The organism is Bilifractor sp. HCP3S3_D3, assembly GCF_052063915.1.
Taxonomy (GTDB): Bacteria; Bacillota; Clostridia; order Lachnospirales; family Lachnospiraceae; genus Bilifractor.
In genome coordinates, this window is the sequence record NZ_JBQHWP010000011.1 from 71,698 (window position 1) to 96,344 (window position 24,647).

16 protein-coding genes and 1 tRNA gene are annotated in these 24,647 nt (G+C 52.0%); 14 read left to right on the plus strand and 3 right to left on the minus strand.

Going from position 1 to position 24,647, the window contains the following annotated elements:
- Window positions 1–62: 62 nt before the first annotated feature.
- From ftsH to mgtE, 6 genes are all read left to right on the plus strand, one after another.
- The gene (gene ftsH, locus ACTNDI_RS08185) at window positions 63–1,925 is read left to right on the plus strand and encodes an ATP-dependent zinc metalloprotease FtsH (RefSeq protein ID WP_441100479.1); all 1,863 of its coding nucleotides are present in this window, start codon (window positions 63–65) and stop codon (window positions 1,923–1,925) included.
- A 212-nt stretch (window positions 1,926–2,137) separates the two neighbouring features.
- The gene (locus tag ACTNDI_RS08190; protein ID WP_441100481.1) at window positions 2,138–4,282 is read left to right on the plus strand and encodes a glycoside hydrolase family 13 protein; all 2,145 of its coding nucleotides are present in this window, start codon (window positions 2,138–2,140) and stop codon (window positions 4,280–4,282) included.
- Between the two features lie 72 nt (window positions 4,283–4,354).
- On the plus strand, window positions 4,355–4,711 hold the full coding sequence (locus ACTNDI_RS08195) for a DUF1304 domain-containing protein (RefSeq protein WP_441100482.1): 357 nt from the start codon (window positions 4,355–4,357) through the stop codon (window positions 4,709–4,711).
- A gap of 280 nt (window positions 4,712–4,991) precedes the next feature.
- Window positions 4,992–5,077, plus strand: a tRNA-Leu gene (locus ACTNDI_RS08200).
- 496 nt (window positions 5,078–5,573) lie between these two features.
- Entirely contained in the window at window positions 5,574–7,463 is a 1,890-nt protein-coding gene (dnaK, locus tag ACTNDI_RS08205; protein ID WP_441100484.1) for a molecular chaperone DnaK, read from the plus strand.
- Between the two features lie 376 nt (window positions 7,464–7,839).
- Complete coding sequence (mgtE, locus tag ACTNDI_RS08210; RefSeq protein ID WP_441100526.1) at window positions 7,840–9,204, plus strand: magnesium transporter; 1,365 nt, start codon at window positions 7,840–7,842, stop codon at window positions 9,202–9,204.
- Between the two features lie 148 nt (window positions 9,205–9,352).
- On the opposite strand, the gene ACTNDI_RS08215 is transcribed toward mgtE, so the two are convergent.
- Window positions 9,353–10,237, minus strand: a complete 885-nt coding sequence (locus tag ACTNDI_RS08215) for a bifunctional hydroxymethylpyrimidine kinase/phosphomethylpyrimidine kinase (RefSeq protein ID WP_441100485.1) — start codon at window positions 10,235–10,237, stop codon at window positions 9,353–9,355.
- 328 nt (window positions 10,238–10,565) lie between these two features.
- Window positions 10,566–10,964: a 4Fe-4S dicluster domain-containing protein gene (locus ACTNDI_RS08220; protein WP_441100486.1), complete on the minus strand. Its 399-nt coding sequence runs from the start codon at window positions 10,962–10,964 to the stop codon at window positions 10,566–10,568.
- Window positions 10,965–11,605: 641 nt separating this feature from the next.
- Here ACTNDI_RS08220 and ACTNDI_RS08225 point away from each other — a divergent pair.
- The 4 genes from ACTNDI_RS08225 to ACTNDI_RS08240 all read left to right on the plus strand — a co-directional run bounded on the left by ACTNDI_RS08225 (window position 11,606) and on the right by ACTNDI_RS08240 (window position 17,327).
- Window positions 11,606–12,592: an NAD(P)-dependent oxidoreductase gene (locus ACTNDI_RS08225; RefSeq protein WP_441100487.1), complete on the plus strand. Its 987-nt coding sequence runs from the start codon at window positions 11,606–11,608 to the stop codon at window positions 12,590–12,592.
- A gap of 653 nt (window positions 12,593–13,245) precedes the next feature.
- A complete protein-coding gene (locus tag ACTNDI_RS08230; protein ID WP_441100489.1) occupies window positions 13,246–14,598 on the plus strand; it encodes a Na+/H+ antiporter NhaC family protein in 1,353 nt (450 codons plus the stop codon).
- A 273-nt stretch (window positions 14,599–14,871) separates the two neighbouring features.
- Complete coding sequence (locus ACTNDI_RS08235) at window positions 14,872–15,486, plus strand: AAA family ATPase (RefSeq protein ID WP_441100491.1); 615 nt, start codon at window positions 14,872–14,874, stop codon at window positions 15,484–15,486.
- 140 nt (window positions 15,487–15,626) lie between these two features.
- Window positions 15,627–17,327 carry an amidohydrolase gene (locus tag ACTNDI_RS08240; RefSeq protein ID WP_441100492.1) on the plus strand — a complete coding sequence of 567 codons (1,701 nt, stop codon included), beginning with the start codon at window positions 15,627–15,629 and terminating at the stop codon, window positions 17,325–17,327.
- Between the two features lie 20 nt (window positions 17,328–17,347).
- Here ACTNDI_RS08240 and ACTNDI_RS08245 read toward each other — a convergent pair whose 3' ends face one another.
- Complete coding sequence (locus ACTNDI_RS08245; RefSeq protein WP_441100493.1) at window positions 17,348–18,148, minus strand: helix-turn-helix domain-containing protein; 801 nt, start codon at window positions 18,146–18,148, stop codon at window positions 17,348–17,350.
- Window positions 18,149–18,256: 108 nt separating this feature from the next.
- On the opposite strand from ACTNDI_RS08245, the gene ACTNDI_RS08250 reads away from it, so the two are divergent.
- The 4 genes from ACTNDI_RS08250 to ACTNDI_RS08265 all read left to right on the plus strand — a co-directional run bounded on the left by ACTNDI_RS08250 (window position 18,257) and on the right by ACTNDI_RS08265 (window position 24,366).
- A complete protein-coding gene (locus ACTNDI_RS08250; protein ID WP_441100495.1) occupies window positions 18,257–18,400 on the plus strand; it encodes a hypothetical protein in 144 nt (47 codons plus the stop codon).
- Window positions 18,401–18,701: 301 nt separating this feature from the next.
- Window positions 18,702–20,081 (plus strand): putrescine aminotransferase, encoded by a 1,380-nt coding sequence (locus ACTNDI_RS08255; RefSeq protein ID WP_441100497.1) that lies wholly within the window; start codon window positions 18,702–18,704, stop codon window positions 20,079–20,081.
- A 141-nt stretch (window positions 20,082–20,222) separates the two neighbouring features.
- Window positions 20,223–21,707, plus strand: coding sequence for an aldehyde dehydrogenase family protein (locus ACTNDI_RS08260; protein WP_441100499.1), 1,485 nt, complete (start codon window positions 20,223–20,225; stop codon window positions 21,705–21,707).
- 613 nt (window positions 21,708–22,320) lie between these two features.
- Window positions 22,321–24,366, plus strand: a complete 2,046-nt coding sequence (locus tag ACTNDI_RS08265; protein ID WP_441100527.1) for a glutamine synthetase III family protein — start codon at window positions 22,321–22,323, stop codon at window positions 24,364–24,366.
- Window positions 24,367–24,647 lie beyond the last annotated feature (281 nt).

Sequence of the window (24,647 nt, forward strand, 5' to 3'; positions counted from 1 at the left end):
GGGGTAATTGACGCGGGCATCTCGATAACGAGATAGTACGGCAGAGTAAGGAGCAGAAGACTTTGAACAGAACGAACAACAGAAGAGGGATGGCGGTGTATCTGATCATCATGGCCGTGATCATCGCTTTTTTCCTGATTATACCGACTCTCATGCAGTCAAACCGCGCGGTCAGCGCATCGGCCTATGAGAAATATCTGAAGGACGACGAGATCAGCCGTGCAGAGATCAGCCAGAACGCCGAGGTGCCCACAGGCAAGGTTTCGTTCACCCTGCGGGATGGAACGGAATATGTGGTGAATGTCACGGATGTCAACGATGCGATTCAGGAGCTGGAAGATCATGACATCAGTTATACGGTGTCTGACGTGTCCCGGTCCGGAGAATGGAGCACGATTCTCATTCCGTTTCTTCTGGGTGTTCTTCTGGTGGTTATCCTGGCGGGATTCCTCGCAAGATCCGCGGGAGGCGCGGGTAACGCCAACAGCCGGATGATGGATTTCGGCAAGAGCCATGCGTCGATGACAAACGGCAAGGAGAGCAAGGTTCGTTTTGCAGACGTAGCCGGGCTTGAGGAAGAGAAGGAGGATCTGGTGGAAATCGTGGATTTCCTCAAGAATCCCTCGAAATATACGAAAGTTGGAGCGCGGATTCCGAAGGGCGTCATCCTCGTGGGACCTCCCGGAACGGGAAAGACGCTGCTGGCGAAGGCGGTTGCCGGCGAAGCCGGTGTTCCGTTCTTCAGCATCTCGGGCTCGGATTTTGTGGAGATGTTTGTCGGTGTCGGAGCCTCCAGGGTAAGAGATCTTTTTTCCGAGGCAAAAAAGAACGCGCCGTGTATCGTTTTTATTGATGAGATCGACGCGGTCGGCAGACGTCGCGGAACCGGAATGGGCGGCGGACACGACGAGAGGGAGCAGACCCTCAACCAGCTTCTGGTCGAGATGGACGGATTCGGCGTCAACGAGGGCATTATTGTGATGGCTGCCACGAACCGTGTGGATATTCTCGATCCGGCCATTCTGCGTCCGGGACGTTTTGACCGGAAGGTTGTAGTAAGCCCGCCGGATATCAGAGGAAGAGAGGAGATCCTGAAGGTTCACGCGAAGAACAAGCCGCTCGGCGATGATATTGATCTGAAGCAGATCGCGCAGACGACAGCGGGATTCACCGGCGCGGATCTGGAGAATCTTTTGAACGAGGCGGCAATTCATGCCGCGCGCGACTCCAGGGCGTATGTCCGCCAGGAGGATATCAAGGATGCCTTCATCAAGGTCGGTATCGGCACAGAGAAGAAAAGCCGTGTGATTTCCGAGAAGGAGAAAAAAATCACTGCCTACCATGAGACCGGACATGCTATTCTGTTCCATGTTCTGGATCTGATGGAACCGGTATACACGATTTCGATCATTCCCACGGGGCCAGGCGCAGCAGGATATACCATGCCGCAGCCGGAGAACGATGAAATGTTCATGACTAAGGGCAAGATGATCCAGCAGATCATTGTGGATCTGGGCGGACGCGCGGCCGAGGAGATGGTATTTGACGATATCACGACCGGAGCATCCCAGGATATCAAGCAGGCGACGGCGACGGCAAGGGCCATGATCACAAAATATGGCATGTCTCCCAAGCTGGGTCTGGTAAACTATGACCAGGGCGACAGCAATGAAGTATTTATTGGAAGAGACTGGGGTCACACGAAGTCCTACAGTGAAAACGTCGCTGCTGCGATCGACGAGGAAGTCAAGGAAATCATCGAGAACTGCCACAGCAGAGCCCGCGAGATCATTGAGAAGCACAGATTTGTTCTGGATGAGTGCGCGAAACAGCTGATGGAAAAGGAAAAATTAAACCGCAAAGAATTTGAGGCTATTTTTGAAGAGGAAGCAAAAGCTGCGGCAGATGGAGCTGCAGAATCATAATTGTGAATGGTGCACAAAACCGAACAACAAAATTTGTTAACTTTGTGCAGACTTTTGGAGGGACCCGTGTTACTATAATAACCGTAAAAACCCCCCAATACATTATATAGTTTTTGCTACACCCCATAAGAGAAATACCTTCTCCAAAAAGGCAGCCTGAATAAGGCTGCCTTTTTACATATGAATAATGAAGAATGAAAGAGGAAATCGGCATGGATGATCTGGACAGAGAAATTGAATATGCGCTACGAATGCGGCCTCTTTTAAAGAAGAATGCGCTCTACAGTGATGAGACAGAGATGTTTCAGAAGCCGATGGAGCCGCAGCCTGGAGATCTGGTGACGATCCGGTTCCGGACGGCGAGAAATAACGCGGATGCGGTATATCTTCACCATGGCGACGCCAGAATGCGGATGCACTTTCAGGAGTGCCGCGACGGGTTTGATTTTTTCAGCATTCAGATCAAAATCCGGGACGAGATTTTTTCGTATTATTTTGAGATCGTGGCAGGAAACAATACCTGCTTTTACAGTAAGCTCGGTGTGCTGAGAGAGGCGCCGTCGGATTATCTGTTCCGGATCATTCCGGGATTCCATACGCCGGACTGGGCGAAGGGATGCGTCATGTACCAGATTTATCCGGACCGGTTCCGGAACGGCGATGCCTCGAATGACGTTCTCACCGATGAATACAGCTATATCAACGAGCATGTACAGAGAATCGAGGACTGGAATCAGCCCCCGGCAGATATGGACGTGCGGAATTTCTATGGAGGAGATCTTCAGGGAATCATCGACAAGCTGGATTATCTGGAGAAGCTCGGCGTGGAGGCGATCTATCTGAATCCGGTCTTTGTGTCCGCGTCCAATCACAAGTATGATACGCAGGATTATGATTACGTGGACCCGCATCTGGGGAAGATTGTCAGACAGTCGGGAGATCTTCTAGCGCCCGGGGACCATGACAACACACACGCGGGCCTCTACATCAGCCGTGTGACGGATCATGAGAACCTGGAAGCGGGAAACCAGCTGTTTGCCAGGCTCATTGCAGAGGCGCACGCCAGGAACATTCGCGTGATCATCGACGGTGTCTTCAATCACTGTGGATCCTTCAATAAATGGATGGACCGGGAGAGAATCTACGAGGGCAGGCCGGGATTCGAGCCGGGTGCCTATATCTCGGAGGACAGCCCCTATCACGACTATTTTGATTTCCAGCGTGGCTCTGTCTGGCCGTATAATTCCCATTATGACGGGTGGTGGGGCCATGATACGCTGCCGAAGCTGAATTACGAGGATTCCATCAGGCTGCAGGAGGATATTCTCCGGATCGCCGGTAAGTGGGTGTCGCCGCCGTTCAGCGCTGACGGATGGAGACTTGACGTGGCGGCTGATCTGGGGCATTCCTCGGAATTTAACCATCAGTTCTGGAAAAAATTCCGCCAGAAGGTCAAGGAGGCGAATCCGGACGCCATTATACTGGCGGAGCATTATGGGGATGCGGGTTCCTGGCTGAAGGGTGATGAATGGGACACCGTCATGAACTACGATGCGTTCATGGAGCCGGTATCATGGTTCCTCACAGGGATGGAGAAGCACAGCGACTCATACCGGGAGGATCTCCTGGGCAACGCGGACAGCTTTGAGGACGCTATGCGTTATCACATGGCCTCGTTCACCATGCCCTCGCTGCTGGTGGCGATGAATGAACTGGATAACCATGATCATTCCAGATTTCTGACCAGGACGAATCACAAGGTCGGCCGTGTGCAGAACCTCGGAACCAGGGCGGCGGAAGAGGACATCGATATTTCTGTGCTGCGAACCGCTGTCGTGATTCAGATGACCTGGCCGGGAGCACCCACCGTGTATTATGGCGATGAAGCGGGTGTATGCGGATTCACGGATCCGGATAACCGCCGGACCTATCCCTGGGGCAGGGAAAATGAGGACCTGATCCGTTTTTACCAGGGGATCATTGCGGTACACAGGAATCATTCAGCCCTGCGGACTGGATCGCTGAAGCTTCTGTACAAGGATTACAATGTTCTGGCATACGGAAGATTTAACGAGGAGGAGCAGATCATCGTTCTGGTGAATAACCGGCAGGAGGATTATTATATGGAAGTCGTTGTGTGGCCGGCAGGGCTGAACCGGTATGCGCACAAGGACAGTCTGACGCGAATTTTCCGATGCGACAGGGACGGCTGCTCTGGGGATACGGAAGAGGTTCCCGTGGAAGCCGGCGTCCTCAAGACAACGATTCCTGCCTCCGGCGCACTGGTGTTCGCACACAAAAGCGAGAATCCGGATGATGTCGCGATCTATGATCTGAAGAGAAAGGCACGCCGCTGAAGTCCCGGGCCGGGGCTTCAAAGCAAGGGGAACTGCATCTGCTCCCTGGAATTGATGCGAGAAGGGATAACTATGAATATTGTAACAAAAATTTTATCGGTGCTGGTAGCGCTTGAATTTTTATATATCTTTTATCTGGAAACAATTGCGACAAGCTCAGAAAAGACTTCGAAAGTGTTCGGCATGACGACGGACGAACTTAAACAGAAAAATGTTTCGGTTCTGTTTAAGAACCAGGGCGTTTACAACGGTCTGATCGCCGTGCTGATCCTGCTGGCTGTATTTGCGTTTGCCAGCAAGGCGGCTGTGATCTGCCTGATGGTCTATATTGTTGCGGTCGCGCTGTATGGAAGCGTGACGAGCAACCCGAAGATCATCCTGATGCAGGGAGGACTGGCAATTCTGACGCTGATCTCCTGCGTTTTCTGAGGCAAAGGGATGTGCGAAACGGATTTTTTGGGGGCACCACACACTGTATAAGTCCCCGCGTCACTTCGCTGCTTCGCAGCTTCCGTGCCGCTAACAGGTATTCGCATTCCCGCGTTGCTTCGCACCGCTCCATGCTCATACCTGTTGTCGTCGCTAATGTTCTTGCCCACTGGTGAGCAAGCTCCCCGTGGGCCAAGAACATTGCGACTGGACTTATACAGTAATATAACTTGCAATCTCATAAAAATTACTATATAATTTCTTGTGTTGTTTAACACAGGCTGGTGTGGCGGAATAGGTAGACGCAAGGGACTTAAAATCCCTCGGTGCTTACACACCGTGTCGGTTCGAGTCCGACCACCAGCATCATACAAATCCCCGGAAAGCCTTTAAATATAAGGATTCCCGGGGATCTTTTCTTTTTTCATCTAGCAAATATCTAGCATTTTCACGGATTTCAGCTTTTCGGCATCACTATTGCAAGCGGTAAACGTAAGCGGTAAAAACCGTTTGTGGACTCCTTTGCGGCTGAAATGATAAGGTGCCCCGGAGCCGAAGGCTGCCGGACTTCTCACATCGAGAGAACCACAGGTCCTTGAAACAGGAGTGCTGAATCGTCCAAAATATTATTTTGGTAAAATTTAAAATTTGAAAAAATAAAATTTAATTTTAAATTTGAAAAAATAAGAGTTGACATCCGGAAATTCCGTGGTACTATAAGGATTGTAAGCGTTAGCACTCGTACATGATGAGTGCTAACAAACCACAAATAAGAATCAGACATCAGAAGAAATCCGCAGGAAACCGATCAGATGATTTTCCGGTGCGGAGGATGCTTCATCCGAAAAGGAGGAAATAGATTATGGGAAAAATCATTGGTATTGACCTTGGTACAACAAACAGCTGTGTAGCCGTTATGGAAGGTGGAAAACCCACCGTTATCGCGAACGCGGAAGGAAGCCGTACGACCCCGTCCGTTGTCGCGTTCACAAAGACAGGAGAGCGTCTGGTAGGCGAGCCGGCAAAGCGTCAGGCAGTTACAAACGCGGATCACACGATTTCATCGATCAAGCGTCACATGGGCTCCGATTACAGAGTCACCATTGACGGCAAGAGCTATACTCCGCAGGAGATCTCCGCAATGATTCTGCAGAAGCTGAAGAGCGACGCGGAAGGCTATCTGGGAGAAAAGGTCACAGAGGCCGTCATCACCTGCCCGGCATATTTCAATGACGCACAGCGTCAGGCGACAAAGGACGCCGGCAAGATCGCCGGACTTGATGTAAAGCGTATCATCAACGAGCCGACAGCAGCGGCGCTGGCTTACGGCCTGGACAATGAGAAAGAGCAGAAGGTTATGGTATACGATCTCGGCGGCGGCACCTTCGATGTGTCCATCATCGAGATCGGCGACGGCGTCATCGAGGTACTGGCTACCGCCGGCAATAACCATCTGGGCGGCGACGACTTTGATAAGAGAGTTGCCGATTATATCGTAAGTGAATTCAAGAAGCAGGAGGGCATCGACCTTTCCGGCGACAAGATGGCGATGCAGAGAATCCGTGAGGCGGCAGAGAAGGCAAAGATCGAGCTTTCGAGCGCGACCACCACGAACATTAACCTTCCGTTCATCACCGCTACGGCGGACGGCGCAAAGCATCTGGATCTCAACCTGACAAAGGCAAAATTCGATGAGCTGACCGCAGATCTTGTGGAAGCGACCGCAGAGCCGGTAAGAACCGCTCTGAACGACGCGGGACTTACCGCATCTGACCTTGCGAAGGTCCTTCTGGTCGGCGGTTCCACACGTATCCCGGCGGTACAGGACAAGGTAAGACAGCTGACCGGACATGAGCCGAGCAAGAACCTGAACCCGGATGAGTGCGTGGCAATCGGCGCATCGATTCAGGGAGGCAAGCTGGCTGGAGATGCTGGAGCCGGAGACGTGCTTCTGCTCGATGTCACACCGCTGACCCTTTCCATTGAGACCATGGGAGGAATCGCAACACCGCTGATTCCGAGAAACACCACAATTCCGACGAAGAAGAGCCAGATCTTCTCCACGGCAGCGGACAACCAGACTGCAGTGGATATCAACGTTGTACAGGGTGAGCGTAAGTTCGCCAGAGACAATAAGTCTCTCGGACAGTTCCGTCTGGATGGAATCCCGCCGGCAATGCGCGGCGTTCCGCAGATCGAGGTAACCTTCGATATCGACGCGAACGGCATTGTAAATGTATCCGCCAAGGATCTTGGAACTGGCAAGGAGCAGCACATCACGATCACTTCCGGATCGAGCATGAGCGACGCGGAGATCGACAAGGCAGTCAAAGAGGCAGCGCAGTACGAGGCTGAGGACAAGAAGAGAAAGGAAGCCGTAGATACGAAGAATGAAGCGGATTCGACGGTATTCCAGGTAGAGAAGGCTCTGAAGGAAGTCGGCGACAAGGTACCGGCGGATCAGAAGAGCGGCGTTGAGGCAGACCTGAACGCACTGAAGGATCTGCTCGCGAAGGCTCCGGCAGACGGAAGTCTGACCGACGCGCAGGTAACGGACATCAAGGCGGCGAAGGAGAAACTGATGAATTCTTCACAGGCTCTGTTCACGAAGATGTACGAGAACATGCAGCAGAGCCAGGGCGGCCCGAATCCGGGCGCAGGCGCAGGCCCGCAGGGCGGCGCTCAGGGCGGAAGCAGCGCAGGCAATAACGGCGGCGATGACGTCGTAGACGCTGACTACAAGGAAGTCTGAGGTAAGGACCGGTATTCCCGGGAATTCCAAAGACCAGGATGCTTCTGAGATACATTAAGAAAAGATCATCACGATATAGCAGAAAGATCTGTGAAAGCGGCAGGAAGGCAGAAATGTCTCCTGCCGCTTTTCGAATTTACGCGAACAGTGAGCCGGAGGATTGTTAACAGGAGGTGAAGGAATGTTAATGGTGCAAAAAAGAACGGATTCATCGAACCGTGCGGTGGCATCCTGCCGTGGATTATGATATTATCGGTATGTTCGAAAAAACGACGATAAGTGCGCTAAGTTTCCGCATGTGCGTCTGCCTGCGCCTGCGGCGATCCTGTCTGCATTTTCGAAGAACTTTCGTCGGGAGGTGATTTCATTGAATGAGATGATAAATACAGAGGAGCTGGAAGACCGGAAGGAAATGGTCGAGGCCTGTATAAAGGATGGTGACAGCAAGAAGCTGAATGAGATTTTCAGCGATATGGAAGCCATTGACTTCGCACAGATCGTGGAAGCACTCGAGGACGAGGAAATTCCAAAGGTCATGCAGCTTCTGAATGATGAGAACAGAACTGCGCTGATGGAGGAGTCCAGCGATGAGATGCGGATCCGTCTTGCGAAAACTCTGGATAATCATGCGCTTCTCGATATGTTCGCGGATATGCAGAAGGATGATATCGTAGATATGCTGGGAGATTTCCCTACCGGCAGGAGAAAAGAGGTTCTTAACCTGATGAAGGCGGATGACCGGAAGATCATCACAAACCTTCTCCAGTATCCGGAGGAATCGGCCGGAGGCCTGATGTCCACGGCTTACCTGGCTCTGAATGAGAATCTGACGGTATCCGAGGGTATTCACAAGATTCATGAGATCGGGCCAAAGACCGAGGTTATCGAGATTATTTACGTGACGGACCGGACACATCGTCTGACGGGAACCGTCGATCTGAGAGATCTCCTGTCGAGTCCCGGGTCAAAGCTGATCCGTGATATCATGCACGACAATGTGATCTATGTCACTCCTGAGGTCGATCAGGAGGAAGTCGCAAAGCTGGTATCCCGATACGATCTGCAGGCAATTCCGGTTGTCAGCGCGAAGAAACAGCTTCTCGGAATCATCACCGTAGATGATGTCATCGACGTCATCATTCAGGAGCATGACGAGGATATGCTTCAGATGGCCGGTGTAAGCTCGGAGGAAAGCCTCAAGACCTCCCTCGGGCAGTCGATTCGTTTCCGGCTTCCGTGGCTCCTGGTCAACCTTGCGACGGCATTTCTCGCTTCGTTCACGGTAAAGGCATTCGAGAGCACCATCAATAAGGTTGTCGCTCTTTCTGCGATCATGACGATTGTATCCGGAATGGGAGGCAACGCCGGTACGCAGACAATGTCCGTCCTGGTCCGTGAGCTCTCGCATAACAAGATAACGTTCGCGGAGGCGATGAAGGGGTTCTTTAAGGAAATACTGCTTGGCATTATCAACGGTGCCGCTAATGGTCTTGTGACAGGCGTCATTGTCTGGTTGATCTATGGAAATTTCTATCTTGGAGTGATTGTGTTCATCGCCATGATCGGGAATATGATCGTCGCGGGTGTCTTCGGATTCCTGGTTCCTGTTGTGCTGGATAAAATCCATGCGGATCCGGCCGTTGCGTCCTCAATTTTCGTGACGACGGCGACCGATGTTCTTGGATTCTTTATCTTCCTCGGACTGGCCAAGCTCACCCTTCCGTTGCTCCTCGGCGCCTGAGACCGTCTGAATTTGCAGCGATAGCGTATGTCTGTCTGAGTTTGCGGCCATAGCGTATGTCCGGCTGAATTTCCAGTCAGGTCATGGCTGCCCATCCTCTGAGCAAAAGACGTGAAGACCGGAGTCTGAGAGAGCCATGCATATTTCGTCAGCGAATGTCAGAGCGTATGTCCGGCATCAGCATCGGCAGATACTTTTCATAATTAATTCCGTCGAGGAAGGAAGTGCCGGCTGCGATGGAGTCGTGAACGCCGGCGGACAGAAAGTCTCCGGCAGTCCTGACGGTTCTGTCCCAGCTCCATCCGTTGAGACGTCCGCCGAGGACAATGGCGGCGAAAAGATCGCCGGTTCCGGAAAAGTGCCCTTTTTCGTGCGGGAAGAGATACAGAGCTTCTCCCTCGCTGTTCACAAGCAGATTGCCGATCTTCGGTTGTGTTCCGTCAGCGGAGTGACTGCAGAGCTCCCCGGATAAACCCGTGACGAGAATTGTTTTTCCCGGCTTGTTCAGAAGGGAACGGGCCCGGTCCCGGATCTGTTCCAGAAGCGACGCTGCGGGAGAGGAAAGAAGTTCTGCGGGTTCGGCGCCGGTCAGAAGACAGAGCTCTGTGATGTTTGGGGTCAGGATATCGGCCTGTTTGGCGAGAACCTTCATGTCGCGGAGCAGATCGGGCGAAAAATTTGCGTAGGTGAAGCCGTCATCTCCCATGACAGGATCGACCAGAAGTGTGGTTTCTCCGCTTTTGAAATGCTTCAGGAAATCTCTGACGAAAGAGGTCTGAGAGGAATCCGCCAGATAGCCGGTCAGAATGCCGTCGAAGCGGGCATGGAGCGAGGACCAGTGCGAGAGATAATGCGGCAGGTCCGCGGTGCAGTCTCTGGAGTAGTATCCCGTGTATTCGGTCTGTGCCGTCAGTACAGCGGTTGGTACCGGATTCACGGAAATTCCCATGGCGGAGAGAACCGAAATATCCGCCACCAGAGAACAGCGTCCCATGCCGGAGAGGTCGTTAATTGCGGCTGTTTTCTTAATCATTGAGCAATTCCTTTCAAATTTCATCTCAATCAATTCAATCATCAATCCTTATATTTTATAAGATTGGATCAGTAAAGATATAATCAGTACTCACTAATTTTTCACACCCAGTAAACTACCATATGTTACATCGTGGCACAAACGGTATAAGCTACGGATTGCTCCGTGCTACGCACTCCCGCAATCTATAGGCATTCGAATACAGCCTCTTACGTGCGCTTCGCGGCAGGCAGCCTGTCTGCGTTTTCGAAGAGCGGATACAACAGACGCCCGGTGAGGGACCCGCTTGCGCGGTGTGCCTTCACCGGGCGTCTGTCGCTCCGGGCTATTACTTTTCTTCAATAAACAGGCAGTCCATCGGGCAGGCCTGCGCACACTTGCCGCAGGCAATGCACTTGAATGCCTTTTCGGTTGCGGGATCCTTTCTCATCACATGCATCGGGCAGACCTCAACGCAGGTTCCGCAGCCTGTGCAGAGTTTCTTGTTCACCATGTAAACGCCGAATTTGTTCTGTGTGATAGCGTTCTGCGGGCAGTTCCGGGCACACTTGCCGCACTGAATACAGGTTACCGGTTTGGTCTCGAAGGGGAATACTTCGTTTACCGTCTCGATCCGCAGAGCGGCAAGATCCAGATCGTCGCTCTTGAAATAGGTATTCGCACATACCTGAACGCAGGTGAGGCAGTTCATGCACTCGGCTTCTTTGTTAACCTTCAGACGTTTCATAACTTGACATCCTCCTTGTCAATAGAAATAGTACTGCATTTCCCTTTTGCGGTGAATACCGCAAAAAAACACCCAGAGTCATCACTTCTGAGTCTGTTTCAGATTACCGAAAGATTGTGCAATATTTAACATACTTTCATAGTATTAATCTATCGTATTCAGGATATTTCGTCAATACGGGAATAGCATAATCAGGCAATTTTCTGTACCGAATCAACAAAAAAATCAGAAGAGCTTCCTGAAAATATGACGAATCTGCACAGCAGGCAGGTAAGGACAGATAGATTTTGTCTTGTTGTTCGGCGCTTCTGGTCTTGAACCTTCTGATGACAGAAGTGCATAATAGAAAAATCGACAGAAGAACAGACATGGAAGAACGGGTATCAGAGGAACAACCGGCGGAGGTACAAGTTCCGGCAGCTCAGCGGATACATTGTGCCACACACTGTATAAGCTACGGATTGCTCCGTGCTTCGCACTTTCGCAATCCTACAGGTATGAGGCTTTCGCGCGTTCGCGCTTCATCCTCATACCTGTTGCCTTCGAAATCGCATACAGTCTCTTACGCGCGCTTCGCGTGCGACGATCCTGTCTGCGTTTTCGAAGAGCTTATACAGTAGATATATGAAAGGGAATTATTGATGAAGGTTTTACATATCGGGGAAAAGGGAAATATTGAGAAGTACGCAGCCGGAAACCCGTATCTCTCCAGGCTGGAGATCATAGACATGCCGAGGGGGCTGACGGATATCGAGTACCTTTCCCAGGCAAAGGATGCGGATTACATTGTAGCGGATGCCATCTCGAGGGTATCCGGTGACCTGATCGCCGGGATGCCGAATCTCAGGATGATTCACTCTGAGGGAGTGGCTTATGACCAGATCGACACAGAGGCGGCTGCTGATCGCGGGATCTATGTCTGCAGCAGTCAGGGAATGAATGCTTCCGCGGTAGCGGAGCAGACGGTTCTTCTGATGGTTGGAATGCTGCGGGATGTGGTGAACGGAGACCAGGCGGTCCGGGACGGACGGCAGATTCAGGTAAAAGGCGGATATATCCGGTCAGGATCGCTGAGGGAGCTGTCTGACTGCACGGTCGGGCTGGTGGGATTCGGAAATATTGCCAGGCGTACCGCACATCTTCTGAAGGCTTACGGAACGCGTGATATTTTCTATTATAAAAGACATCCCCTCTCGGCAGAGAGGGAGAAGGAGTACGGCGTGCAATATCTGCCGCTGGACAGATTGCTGGAACAGAGCGATATTGTCAGTCTGCACCTTCCCGTTACGCCCGAAACGGAATACATGGCGGACTTTGATTTCTTCCACAAGATGAAGGAGGGATCATATTTCGTGAATACATCCAGGGGAGAGCTTGTGGAGGATGATGCGCTGATTCACGCCCTGGCATCCGGAAAGCTGGCAATGGCCGGACTGGATACCCTCGACTGCGAGCCGGTGCAGAAGGATCATGTGCTGCTCGAACAGCCGCGGGAGATTTCGCGAAGGATTATTTTCAGTCCGCACATCGGCGGAATCACCGGCGCTTCCTTTGCCCGCAGCATGACGATGGTGCTAGAGGATATCAAAACTGTCGAAGAAGGCGGAAGACCGGCGCGAGCCGTGTGATCGCTGCCCACGGATAACGTTAAGTCATGGAATTTCTGCTCTTCAGAAAAACCGCGGGCCGATAACCTAACTGATTTCTGTTGAAAAAAACTAAGGCAGAGCGGCAGTATAAGGAATTTGAAGAGGCCGATAACCTAACTGATTTCTGTTAAAAAAATACCGGACCGCGGGTATTGTCATACTGCAAAAAGGTTGCTATGATTTTCCTATAAATAAAAGTCAGAGACATCTGTGATACAAGGAAGTATCGTTGGCAGACAGCCGGATACTTCTTTTTTTTTTATCGTATCCTATATTCTGAATACAGACAGTGCAAAGGGGCATGTGGATTTATTCTGCATGCCCTTTTCTGTTTTCGCAGATTTTCCGATAACGCGGAGAGGACTGTCGGTTGAACGATTGGACTCATTGCGTGACATCTGCAAGGCTGTTTGATAGCGCGGAGAGAGCTGTCGATTGGACTCGTTGCGTGACATCTGCAAGGCTGTTTGATAATGCGGAGAGGACTGTCGCACACGAAGCGCGAGGAAGATTGTACACGGTTTTTGGATTGTGTATATTGTGTTATATATCGTGTTGTGTATCGGGTATTCAGAGACGTCTCTCCAGAGTAACTGTTGATTGGTTTTTGGATAAGTAGTGAGGTGAAGCACATGTCAACCGGTTTACTTTCAGTATTTATTATCCTGGCTATTATCGTTATTGCGGTCTTGACAAAAAGGTGCGCAGAGGTTCTGATTGCAGGATCACTGCTCGCGTGTCTGGTTTATTATAAAGGGAGTTTCCTGACAAAGTGGTGTCAGCTCATCCAGGACACACTCGCTGAAAATGTCTGGATCATCATCGTCTGCGGACTGTTCGGCAGCCTGATTGCGCTGCTGACGGCATCGAAGGGAAGCTATGGATTTTCACGGCTTGTTTCCAAATTTTGCAACACGGAACGCAAGACGTTATTTACTTCCTTCATTCTGGGCATTCTCATCTTTGTAGATGATTATCTGAATGTGTTGACCATCGGTGTGTGCATGAAGGGTGTCTATGACAAGAGAAAGATCCCGAGAGAGGCACTGGCTTACATGCTGGATGCGACGGGCGCTCCGGTATGCGTTATGCTTCCGTTCTCCACATGGGCAGTTTTCTACGCGGGCATCTTCGCTGATCAGGACAGCGTGCAGAAGCTCGGCTACGCTACCGGTCTTCAGGCCTATACGCACGCCATTCCGTATCTGTTCTATCCGATTTTCACCCTTCTGATTGTGTTCCTGTTCTGCCTTGGCGTCATGCCGAAGATGGGTACGATGAAGAAGGCGTACCAGCGTGTCGCCGAAACCGGTATGGTATACAGCGAAAAGAGCCGCAAATACAATCATGACGAAGAGGGATACACGGAGGAAGGCAATATCTGGGATTTCATCATTCCGATGGGTGTGCTTGTCGCTCTCGCGATCGCGACGGGCAATCTGCTTCTTGCGGTCGTGGTAGGCATTCTGGTCTGCTTTGTGATGTACATTCCGAGAAAGGTCATTCGCATGGAGGATTTCTATACGACGATCTGCAAGGGATTTGCCGACATGCTTCCGATCCTGATCCTTCTGATCATGGCGTTTTCTCTGGAAAAGGTGCTGGCCGACATGAAGATGACGGATTTCATCATTCAGATTGCGGAGCCCGTTCTTACGAGATCTGTGTTCCCGGCGGTTACCTTCGTTCTTGTCGCGGTGCTGGCATTCACAACCGGATCTCTCTGGGGCATGAGCGCTATCGTAACTCCGATTGTTTTTCCGCTTGGAGCAGCGGTTGGCGCAAATACGATCCTGATCATGGCAGCGGTTATTTCCGGAGGTGCTTTCGGAAGCCACGCGTGCTTCTACACAGACGCGACGCTGCTGTCCTCGCAGAGCGCCGGCATCGACAACATGGAGCACGCACTATCGCAGCTGCCTTATGTGCTGATAGCTGCCGGTGCCTCGGTTGTTGCGTATCTGGTCTGCGGATTTGTCATGTAGCGTAGCAGGTTATCGGATTTGTCATGTAGCGCAGCAGGTTATCGGATATGATATGAGATGCGTAAATATCCGGACAGGCAGTGATCAGGCAATTGTTGCGGGAGGAAATCTGTAGCCGGACATGTACAGCCTGTGGTGCTCCGTATAGCGCGTGGTGTTTCATACAGCCTGCGGTGCTCCGTATAGCGGTGGTGTTTCACTCAGCCTGTGGTGCTCCATACAGGACGTGGCGCTTCATACCGTCCGGTTGTTTATATAGAAAGAGGAATGATTATGAGCAAGAGTAAATTTGTGGTAACCGTGAACCGGCAGTTCGGCAGCATGGGAAGACCGATCGCAAAGCGTATGGCAGAGGATCTGGGAGTCGAGTATTACGACAGAGATCTGATTGAGAAGGCCGCGCAGGAGCTGGATCTTCCGGCCTCGGTGATTGAGGAATCGGAGGAATCGGCGAGGAAGGGCGTCGAGAATCCGTTCTCCCGGATGCAGTTTCCGCTGGGCGGAGGCACAAGTGATGTGCAGGACAAGATTTTTCATACACAGCAGAACATCATTAAGTTTCTGGCGCAGAGGGAATCCTGCATTATCGTCGGCCGGTGCTCGGATTTTATTCTGGCTGAGATGCCGAACACGATGCATATCTATATCTATGCTTCCTATTCGGACAGACTGCATCACTGCATCTATGATCTGAAGCTGGAGGAGCAGGAGGCACGCCGCATGATCAAGGCGGTAGATGACGCGAGAGATGAATATCAGATGCATTACGCGGGCTATCTGCCGGACGATAAGAGGTATAAGGACATCATGATCAACAGCAGTCTGTTCGGCGTGCAGGGCACTGCGGAATATCTTACGGACGCGGTCAGACGGAAATTCAGTTTGTGAGACGATGATCGTCAACTGCCCACTGCCTGAAGGCAGTGGGTTTTCGCCTGCAGCAAACGAAAGGCAGTGCAGTGGATTTCGCCTGCAGTAAATGACAGGCAGTGAGTTTCTGCCTGCAGCAAACGAAAGGACTTTATTTTATGAAATATTTGATCAGAAGTACGGCGGTATACAACGGACATGACGCTCTGCCTTCCCCGGAGTCGATTCTTGTGGAGGATGGAGTGATCCGGAAAATTCTTCCGTATGATGTGAACGTAGAGGCGCTTCTGGATAAAAGGGAAGCAGAGGTGCTTCCGGATAAAAAGGAAGCAGAGTCGCTTCCGGATGGGATAAAAGTTCTGGATTTCGGCGACCGGCTGGTGATGCCGGGATTTATCGATGCGCACACGCATTTTTTTACCGGAGCCATGGAGAACAGCGAGCATGTGTGCAGTGAGATCGCGGATTCGGTCTCCGAGGACGACTGTGCGCGGATCGTCGGAGAATACGCGGCAAAGCACCCGGAGGAGAAGGTGATTCGGGGAAGCGGATGGTTTCTTCCGAAGTGGAGGACGACGACGCTTCCGACGAAAAAAAGTCTCGACGCGGTGGTTCCGGACCGTCCGGTTCTGCTGAAATGCGCGGACGCGCATAGCTACTGGCTGAACAGTGCGGCACTTCAACTGTGCGGGATTACGCCGGATATGAAGCCTGAGAGCGGTTCTGTCGGTCTTCTTCCGGATGGAGAGCTGAGTGGAATGCTGATCGAGCCGGCTGCGTATGAGCCTGCGGATAAGGTGTTCCGCACCTTCCCGGATGATGAGTATCGGAAGATTATTGAGGATTTCGAGAAGGTTCTGGCCGGGTACGGCATCACCGCGCTCAGCGAGATGTTCGCACCCGATTATAATGAGGAGAACAATCATCTCTGCGAGATGATTCATTCGATGGCAGAAGAGGACAGGATGAGCGCTCATCTGTATCTGTTTCCGCGGCTGTTCGGTTATACGGATTTTTCCGCGGCAGAGAAATGGAAGAAGCAGTTTGCCGGGAAATGGTTTGACATCCCGGGCGTGAAGGGATTCCTTGACGGGGTTACGGAGACCTACACCGGTCTTCTACTGAAACCCTACACAGACCGGCCGGATACCTGCGGAATCGGGGTGCCTCTGCGGGAGTATGACGATGTCAGACAGTCTGTCATCGCCGCGAACAAGGAAGGATTTTCCGTCAGGCTGCACTGCATTGCGGATGGCTCCGTCCGGATGGCGCTGAACCTCTTCGAGGATTCGATCCGCGCCAACGGGGACAGAGATTATCACAATACAATTGAGCATATCGAGAATATCGATCCCTCGGATATCCCACGCTTCCGGAAGCTTCACGTGATTCCGTCCATGCAGCCGGCACATCTGGTTCTGGATGAGAACGGCAAGATCCTTCATATCGGAAAAGAGAGAATCCGCTATGAATGGCCGCTTCGCTCCATGGCCGAGGCGACGGGAACTCTGGCGATCGGAACCGATTTTCCTGTGGTCGGCATTGATCCGTTCCAGACGATATATACCGCAGTCACGCGAAAGGATTATCAGCATCATCCGACAGGATTTAATCCGGAGGAAAAACTGACGATGCTGCAGGTTCTGTCCGGGTATACCTTCAACGCCGCACGCGCATACCACATGGAGGACAGGATCGGAAGCCTCGAGGAGGGAAAATATGCGGACATCATTGTGCTGAAGGAGAACCTGTTCACCATGCCGGAGGAGGAGATCATGGACAATCGTGTCGTCTTCACGATGTGCTGCGGCAAAATCACGAATGATGCGCTGAAGATTTGTAAACAGGTGAATGATTAAGAAAGGAAAATCAGGGACGGTCAGAGACCGGTCCCTGCGCCGTCCGTTCCGGACATGATCCGGAAAAGCTCCAGCCGTGAAGAGATATGAAGCTTCCGGTAGATGTTCTGCATGTGTTTCTGCAGGGTGTTGTCCGTGATATGGAGCTGTTCGCGGATCTGTGCATTTGGAAGCGCCTTCATGACAAGCCGGACGATCTCAGCCTCCCTCCGGGTCAGAGCGGCTTTTTCGATCAGGGCGTCTGCCCGTTCTGTGGTGAGGACTGCGGATGCGGAATTTGCGGGAAATGTGTCCGGAGCTTTCAGAAGCAGACGGCCGTAGATGAAGTTCAGATGCTTGTCGAGAGACTTCAGCAGCGTCATGTCGTCTTCTGAGAAGGGCGGATCCTCCCGGGTGCGGAACAGTGTGATCACGCCCAGAAACTTCCGTTCATACACGATCGACATCTGAAGGGTGTCATAGATATGATATGGGCGGTAACACTTTTCATAAATCGCGGAATGAAGGCGGCTTTCGTTCTTTAGAAGATCGCTTTCCCGAAGCACCGTGGAGACCTTGGAGTGGAGCATCCACTGGATTTCGTCGTCCTCGTAGTTATCGATGTATTTCTGCTCCGCGGCGGTAAAATCTGCCGGATCGCAGTACACACCATTGAAGGTGAAGCGGGGCGCATCAGGGTCCGCAGTCAGAAGACTGGCGTAGGGACTCGGAATCAGCATCCGGAGATAGGAAAGGAGATCGTGGTTGATTCCCTCTGCATCGTTGGAAGTATACAAAGAATACAGGAGATCACTGAAGATCAGCAGATGATTGGTATCCATTATTCTGTCACCTCATTTTAAGTCGGTTTGTTTAGTATCTGTGCTGCGCTTAAGGCATTAGATTCATTCGTGTTTATCGATGTACAGGCCGGCCGGAATACCGGCATCATGCAGAAGCTGTGTGCACGTGGAGATGGTGCGGACAAGCTGCAGTACCACGGGATCATGCGGGGAAGCTGCGGCATCGCGGGATTGTACAGGATTATGGTATCCTGGAAGAAAGTACCTGCAAATACCGGAAATCAAGTATAAAAATCGCAGAATCCGGGAATGGCAACGGCTTTCGGACTTTGCTAGAATATAACCAGCAGTTAAATATAACAGCACCGATACAAAGGCGTATCTGTCACTCGTCATGACGGATGCGCTTTTTTTATCAGTATCTGCAGGAAACCGAAGCAGCTGCTGCCTGAATGTACAGCTGCCCGGATCCGCAGGGAAAGGATCTGCGGAAACAGAACCTGCTGTTTCAGAATCTGCGGTTACAGGACCTGCAGTTATAGGACTGTCAGTTTACAGAGTTATCAACAGTTATAAACAGGAGGAAAAAACTATGGCAGACACAGCAAAGACAATCAAGGATCTGGATCGTATTATAGGTCTTATCGAGACGGACAGCAAGGACATTCCGAAAGACGAGAAGAAGAGAATGGTTGCAGAGACGCTGGATTACTTCAACAACTATGTCAGCCCGGGCTGGCTGAAATACAGAAAGTCCGTATCCTCCGATTCGGAAGGCGGAGCGGTTCTGGAGTGGGAGGACGGCGGCGCGTATGTATACGGGCTGAACGGTGAGAAATTCATCGACTGTCTCGGCGGCTTCGGAATCTACACCTGCGGACACAGAAATCCGGAAATCCTTGACGTCGTGAAGAAACAGCTCGATCATCAGGCACTTCACTCACAGGAGCTGCTTGATCCGCTGAGAGGATATCTGGCAAAGGCGCTCGCGGACATCACCCCGGGTGACCTGCAGCAGTGCTTCTTCACAAACGGCGGCGCAGAGGCCGTTGAGATGGCTCTGAAACTGGCACGTATCGCTACCGGCGGCAGATGGTACATCTCCATGGTAGGCGCATTCCACGGCAAATCCATGGGTGCGATCTCTGTAGGAGGCAAGGATACCTACCGTGTACCGTACACACCGATGGTACAGCAGGTACAGCATGTTGAGTACGGAAACGCAGAGGATGTAAGAAAGGCAATCAAGAATCTTCAGGCAGTCGGTGAGAGTGTTGCGGCAGTTATCGCGGAGCCGATTCAGGGTGAGGCGGGAGTCATCGTTCCTCCGAAGGGATATCTGCAGCAGCTTCGTGACATCTGTGACGAGACCGGCGTTGCGCTGATCTTCGATGAGATCCAGACCGGCATGGGCCGTACCGGCACGATGTGGAGGTGTGAGGCAGAGGGAGTTACTCCGGATATCATGACCTTCGGTAAAGCCTTCGGCGGCGGCATCATGCCGATCACCGGAATCATTTTCAAGCCGAAGATGTGGGGACAGCAGCTGATCGACAACCCGTGGCTGCTTGGCTCTCCGACCTTCGGAGGAAACCCGGTATGCTGCGCGGCGGCACTTGCAACGATCCGCTATATGCTGAAGAACGATATCCCGGGCGTATGCAGAGAAAAAGGAAAGGTTCTGAAGGCAGGACTTCAGTCCATGGCTGAGAAGTACCCGGATATCATTCAGGAGGTCCGTGGAGAGGGACTGATGCTCGCCGTTGAGTTTGTGAACTGCGAGGTCGGCTACGCAACCGCTAAGGGACTGTTCGCGCGCAGAGTCATGACAGCGGGAACACTGGTGAACGCGAAGACCATTCGTTTCGAGCCGACAGCTGTTATTTCCGATCAGGATATCAAGGATGTTATCACGAGACTGGATGAGTCGCTCGCGGACGTAAGAGCGGCGAGCGTCGCGATAGCGAGATAAAACTCGCGCAGCGTGTTTTATCTCGTTGTCTGCATGAGCAGCAGGGTAAGCGCTATGTAAGAATAGCACCACATGCGGCATAAGCTCCGGATGGATCCGTGCTGTGTACTCTCGCAAAACCTATATACAAGGAGGAAACGGATGGAAGTCGTAAAGAATTATATCAATGGTGTCTGGAAGGAATCCGTATCCGGGAAAACAGAGGAAGTGATCGGACCCGCAGACGGCAGTGTGATCGGTGTTGTGACAGACAGCGTGCCGCAGGATGCGGAGGAAGCCATCGCCGCCGCGAAGAAATCCTTTTATACAGACCGCACCTGGAGGGATATGCCGGGTGTGGCAAGAGCGGGAATCCTGTATCGGATTGCGGAGCTGATCGATGAGAATACCCATGATCTGGCCGTGACAGATACCCTGGACAATGGAAAACCGCTCCGCGAGGCGGAGGGTGACGTCTCAGACGCCGCCGAATGCTTCCGTTATTATGCCGGCCTGATCGACAAGCCGGAGGGCGGCGCTTATGCAACCAATAACGGATTCGGTGAAATGCTGAATATGACCGTGAAGGAGCCGGTGGGTGTCTGCGCGCAGATTACGCCATGGAACTACCCGCTGCTGATGTCCTGCTGGAAGCTGGCGCCCTGTCTGGCAGCCGGAAACTCCCTGGTATTCAAGCCGAGCTCCAAGGCACCCCTGTCCACTGCAAAGCTGTTTCATCTCTTTGAAGAGGCAGGGCTTCCCGCCGGAACGGCAAATCTTGTGCTGGGCAGCGGATCAAATGTTGGAAATGTGTTCGCGGAGAGTGAGGATGTCGATATGATCACCTTTACCGGAAGCACAAAGGTCGGCCAGGGAATCGCGCGGGCGGCAGCCGGCAACCTGAAAAAGGTAGGTCTGGAGCTTGGTGGAAAATCTCCGGTGGTCATCTTCGATGACTGTGATCTTGAAGCCGCGGTCGAATGGGTCATGATCGGAATCTTTTTCAACGGCGGCCAGGTGTGCTCGGCCACTTCCAGACTGATCATTCAGGATGGAATCCATGATGCTTTCATCAAGCGGCTGGCTGAGAAGGCATCCAAGGTCACCATCGGCCCCGGAATGGAGAATCCGGATCTTGGACCTGTGGTTTCCGAGGACCAGATGAACAAGATCCTGTCCTACATCAGGACCGGAATTGAGGAAGGCGCCGAGCTCGTATGCGGAGGAAAACGTTATACAGAGAACGGATGCGACAAGGGCTATTACATCGAACCGACTGTCTTTGATCACTGCAGGCCGGATATGCGCATCGTAAAGGAAGAAATTTTCGGACCGGTTCTGAGCGTGCTTACGTTCCACACAGAGGAGGAAGCCGTAGCGCTTGCAAACGATACGGAATACGGACTGGCCGGAGCGGTGATCACCCGGGACGGGGCGAGAGCACTTCGCGTCACCAGAGAACTCCGTGCGGGAATCACGTGGATCAACTGCGATCAGCCCACCTTCTGCCAGGCACCATGGGGCGGCTATAAGAAGAGCGGCATAGGACGTGAGTTGAGCGTACAGGGACTGGATGAATATCAGGAAACGAAGCAGATTAATATTAATCTGCATCCGGAGAATCCGGTCGGGTGGTATGTACACTGAGCAGGTTCCCCGCGTGCCAGGAACATTGCGACTGGACTTGTGTATAAGCTGCGGATTGCTCCGTGCTTCGCACTCTCGCAATCCTAACAGGCATTCGCACTTTCGTGCCGCTAGCGCGTCACTTCGTGCTCATACCTGTTGCCTTCGAAATCGCATCCAGTCTCTTACACGCGCTTTGCGTGTGACGATCCTGGATGCGTTTTCGAAGAGCTTATACACAAAAATGAGTATTTTATTTTGGGACGTGTTCTTATAGAATAGGGAACTGATGACAGGCAAAGATGCTTAATCATAAGAGCATCTCTGCCTGTCTTTTTTTACGCGAACAGTGAGCCGCGGCCGAATGCGAAGTATTCGTGTGCGGCGAGCGTCGCGATAGCGAGATAAAACTCGCGCAGCGTGTTTTATCTCGTTACGCGAAAGCAGCAGTCTCCGGGAATGCCGGGCCGTGTGCGGGCCGGCCGGGAGGCGGGGAAGAACTGCAGAGGAGCTGTATTCACTGTTGTGAGATGCATTCCCGGAATAGGAGGTAGAAAAAGTGGAAGAAAAAAGACTTGATTTTGTGAAATCCGTTCCTGAAATCTTCGGCAGCCTGGTATTCAACGATCAGGTTATGAAGGAACGTCTGCCGAAGGACGTATATAAGGCGGTTCATAAGACAATTAAAAACGGCAGCCATCTGGAGCTTGACGTGGCGAATACGGTTGCGGCGGTGATGAAGGAGTGGGCGATCGAGCATGGCGCGACGCATTTCACACACTGGTTCCAGCCGATGACCGGACTTACGGCCGAGAAGCACGACAGCTTCATCTCTCCGACCGGAGACGGCAAGGTAATCATGGAGTTTTCCGGAAAAGAGCTGGTAAAGGGCGAGCCGGATGCTTCCAGCTTCCCGTCAGGCGGCCTCAGGGCGACCTTTGAGGCGCGCGGCTATACCGCGTGGGATCCTTCTTCACCGGCATTCATTAAGGACGGATCTCTCTATATTCCGACGGCCTTCTGTTCCTTTGGCGGAGAAGCTCTGGACAAGAAAACCCCGCTTCTGCGTTCCATGGAAGCACTGTCCAAGGAGGCGGTCAAGGTTCTTCATCTTCTCGGAAATGAGAAGGTTACACATGTTGACACCACGGTTGGTTCCGAGCAGGAGTATTTCCTGATCGACAAGGATATGTACCTTCAGAGAAAGGATCTCCTGATGTGCGGACGCACCCTGATCGGAGCTCCGGCACCGAAGGGGCAGGAGATGGAGGATCACTATTTCGGCGTTCTGAAACCGAAGGTATCCGAATACATGCATGATCTGGAGCAGGAGCTCTGGAAGCTCGGCGTTCCGGCGAAGACAAAGCACAACGAGGTTGCGCCCTCTCAGCATGAGCTGGCACCTGTATTTGAAACTGCCAACGTCGCGGTGGATCACAACCAGCTGACGATGGAGGTCATGAAGAAGGTGGCGGACAAGCATCATTATGCATGCCTGCTTCACGAGAAGCCTTTCGAGGGAATTAACGGATCCGGCAAGCATAACAACTGGTCCATTGTCACCGATACGGGCGAGAACCTTCTGGATCCAGGCAGAACACCGGCGGAGAATACCCAGTTCCTGGTATTCCTGATGGCTGTTATCGAGGCGGTCGATGATTATCAGGATCTGATGCGTGTATCCGTGGCAACCGCAGGAAACGATCACAGACTGGGAGCGAACGAGGCACCGCCGGCAGTGATCTCTATCTTTGTGGGAGACGAGCTCGCCGCCGTGCTGAAATCCATCGATGACGGAACTGCCTTTGTGGGAACCGGAAAGACGAAGATGGGAATGGGCGTTCATGTACTGCCGCACATCACCAAGGATACGACCGACAGAAACCGTACATCACCGTTCGCATTTACCGGAAACAAATTCGAATTCCGTATGCCGGGTTCCTCTCTGTCAGTAGCTGACCCCAACATCATCCTGAACACAGCTGTTGCAGAGTCTCTTTCCCGCATCTATGACGCGCTCAAGGATGTGGCGGCAGAGGATCTTGACGCGGAGATTCACAAGCTTCTGAAGAAGATTCTGGATGAGCACAAGAGAATCCTGTTCAACGGCAACGGCTATACGGATGAATGGATTGCCGAGGCGGAGAAGAGAGGTCTCGAGAACCTGAAATCTCTTCCGGACGCGATGCCGAAGCTGCTTGACAGTAAGAACGTGGAGCTCTTCACAAAGCATAAAATCTTCACAAAGGAAGAGATTGAGTCCAGATATGAGATCTTCCTGGAGAACTATTCCAAGACCGTGCACATCGAGGCCCTTACCATGGAGGAGATGGTACGGAAAGACTTCACCAGCGGACTTCTCGGGTATATGAAGGATCTGACGGAGGAAAGCACGCAGAAGAAGGCACTGCTCGGAGATGAGGGCGGCGCATATGAGACCGGAATCCTGAAAAAGCTGGACAGCCTTTCCGGAGAAATCGGAAGCGCTCTGGCGAAGCTGACCGAGGATACAGCAAAAGCAGAGAAGCGCGAAGGCCTTGAGGGCGCTCGCTACTATCACGACGTGATCCTCACGGATATGGAGAACCTTCGCAGCTATGTAGACTCGGCGGAGATCTACGTTCCGGAGAAATATCTGCCGTATCCGACATACGGAGAACTTCTTTTCTCACTTCGATAAGAAAATCCGGAAAAGGACGGCCGGTGAGACGGAAATCCACAGAGACCGGACGCCAGAAGAATGGAATGCATCGTGAATATCAGGAACTGTCGCGGGTAAAAACGCGGCAGTTCCTAAAACTGTATTTAAAATCAGATTTGCAGGGTAATTGATTTTAACCATAATGGAAAGCGGAGCCCGCCCGGAATAAAGTACAAGACAAGTACAGGAAACGGCCCGGATGATTATTTTATAGCAGACGTTCTGCAAAATGTGAGAACAAATGGCGCAAAAAATGCTTG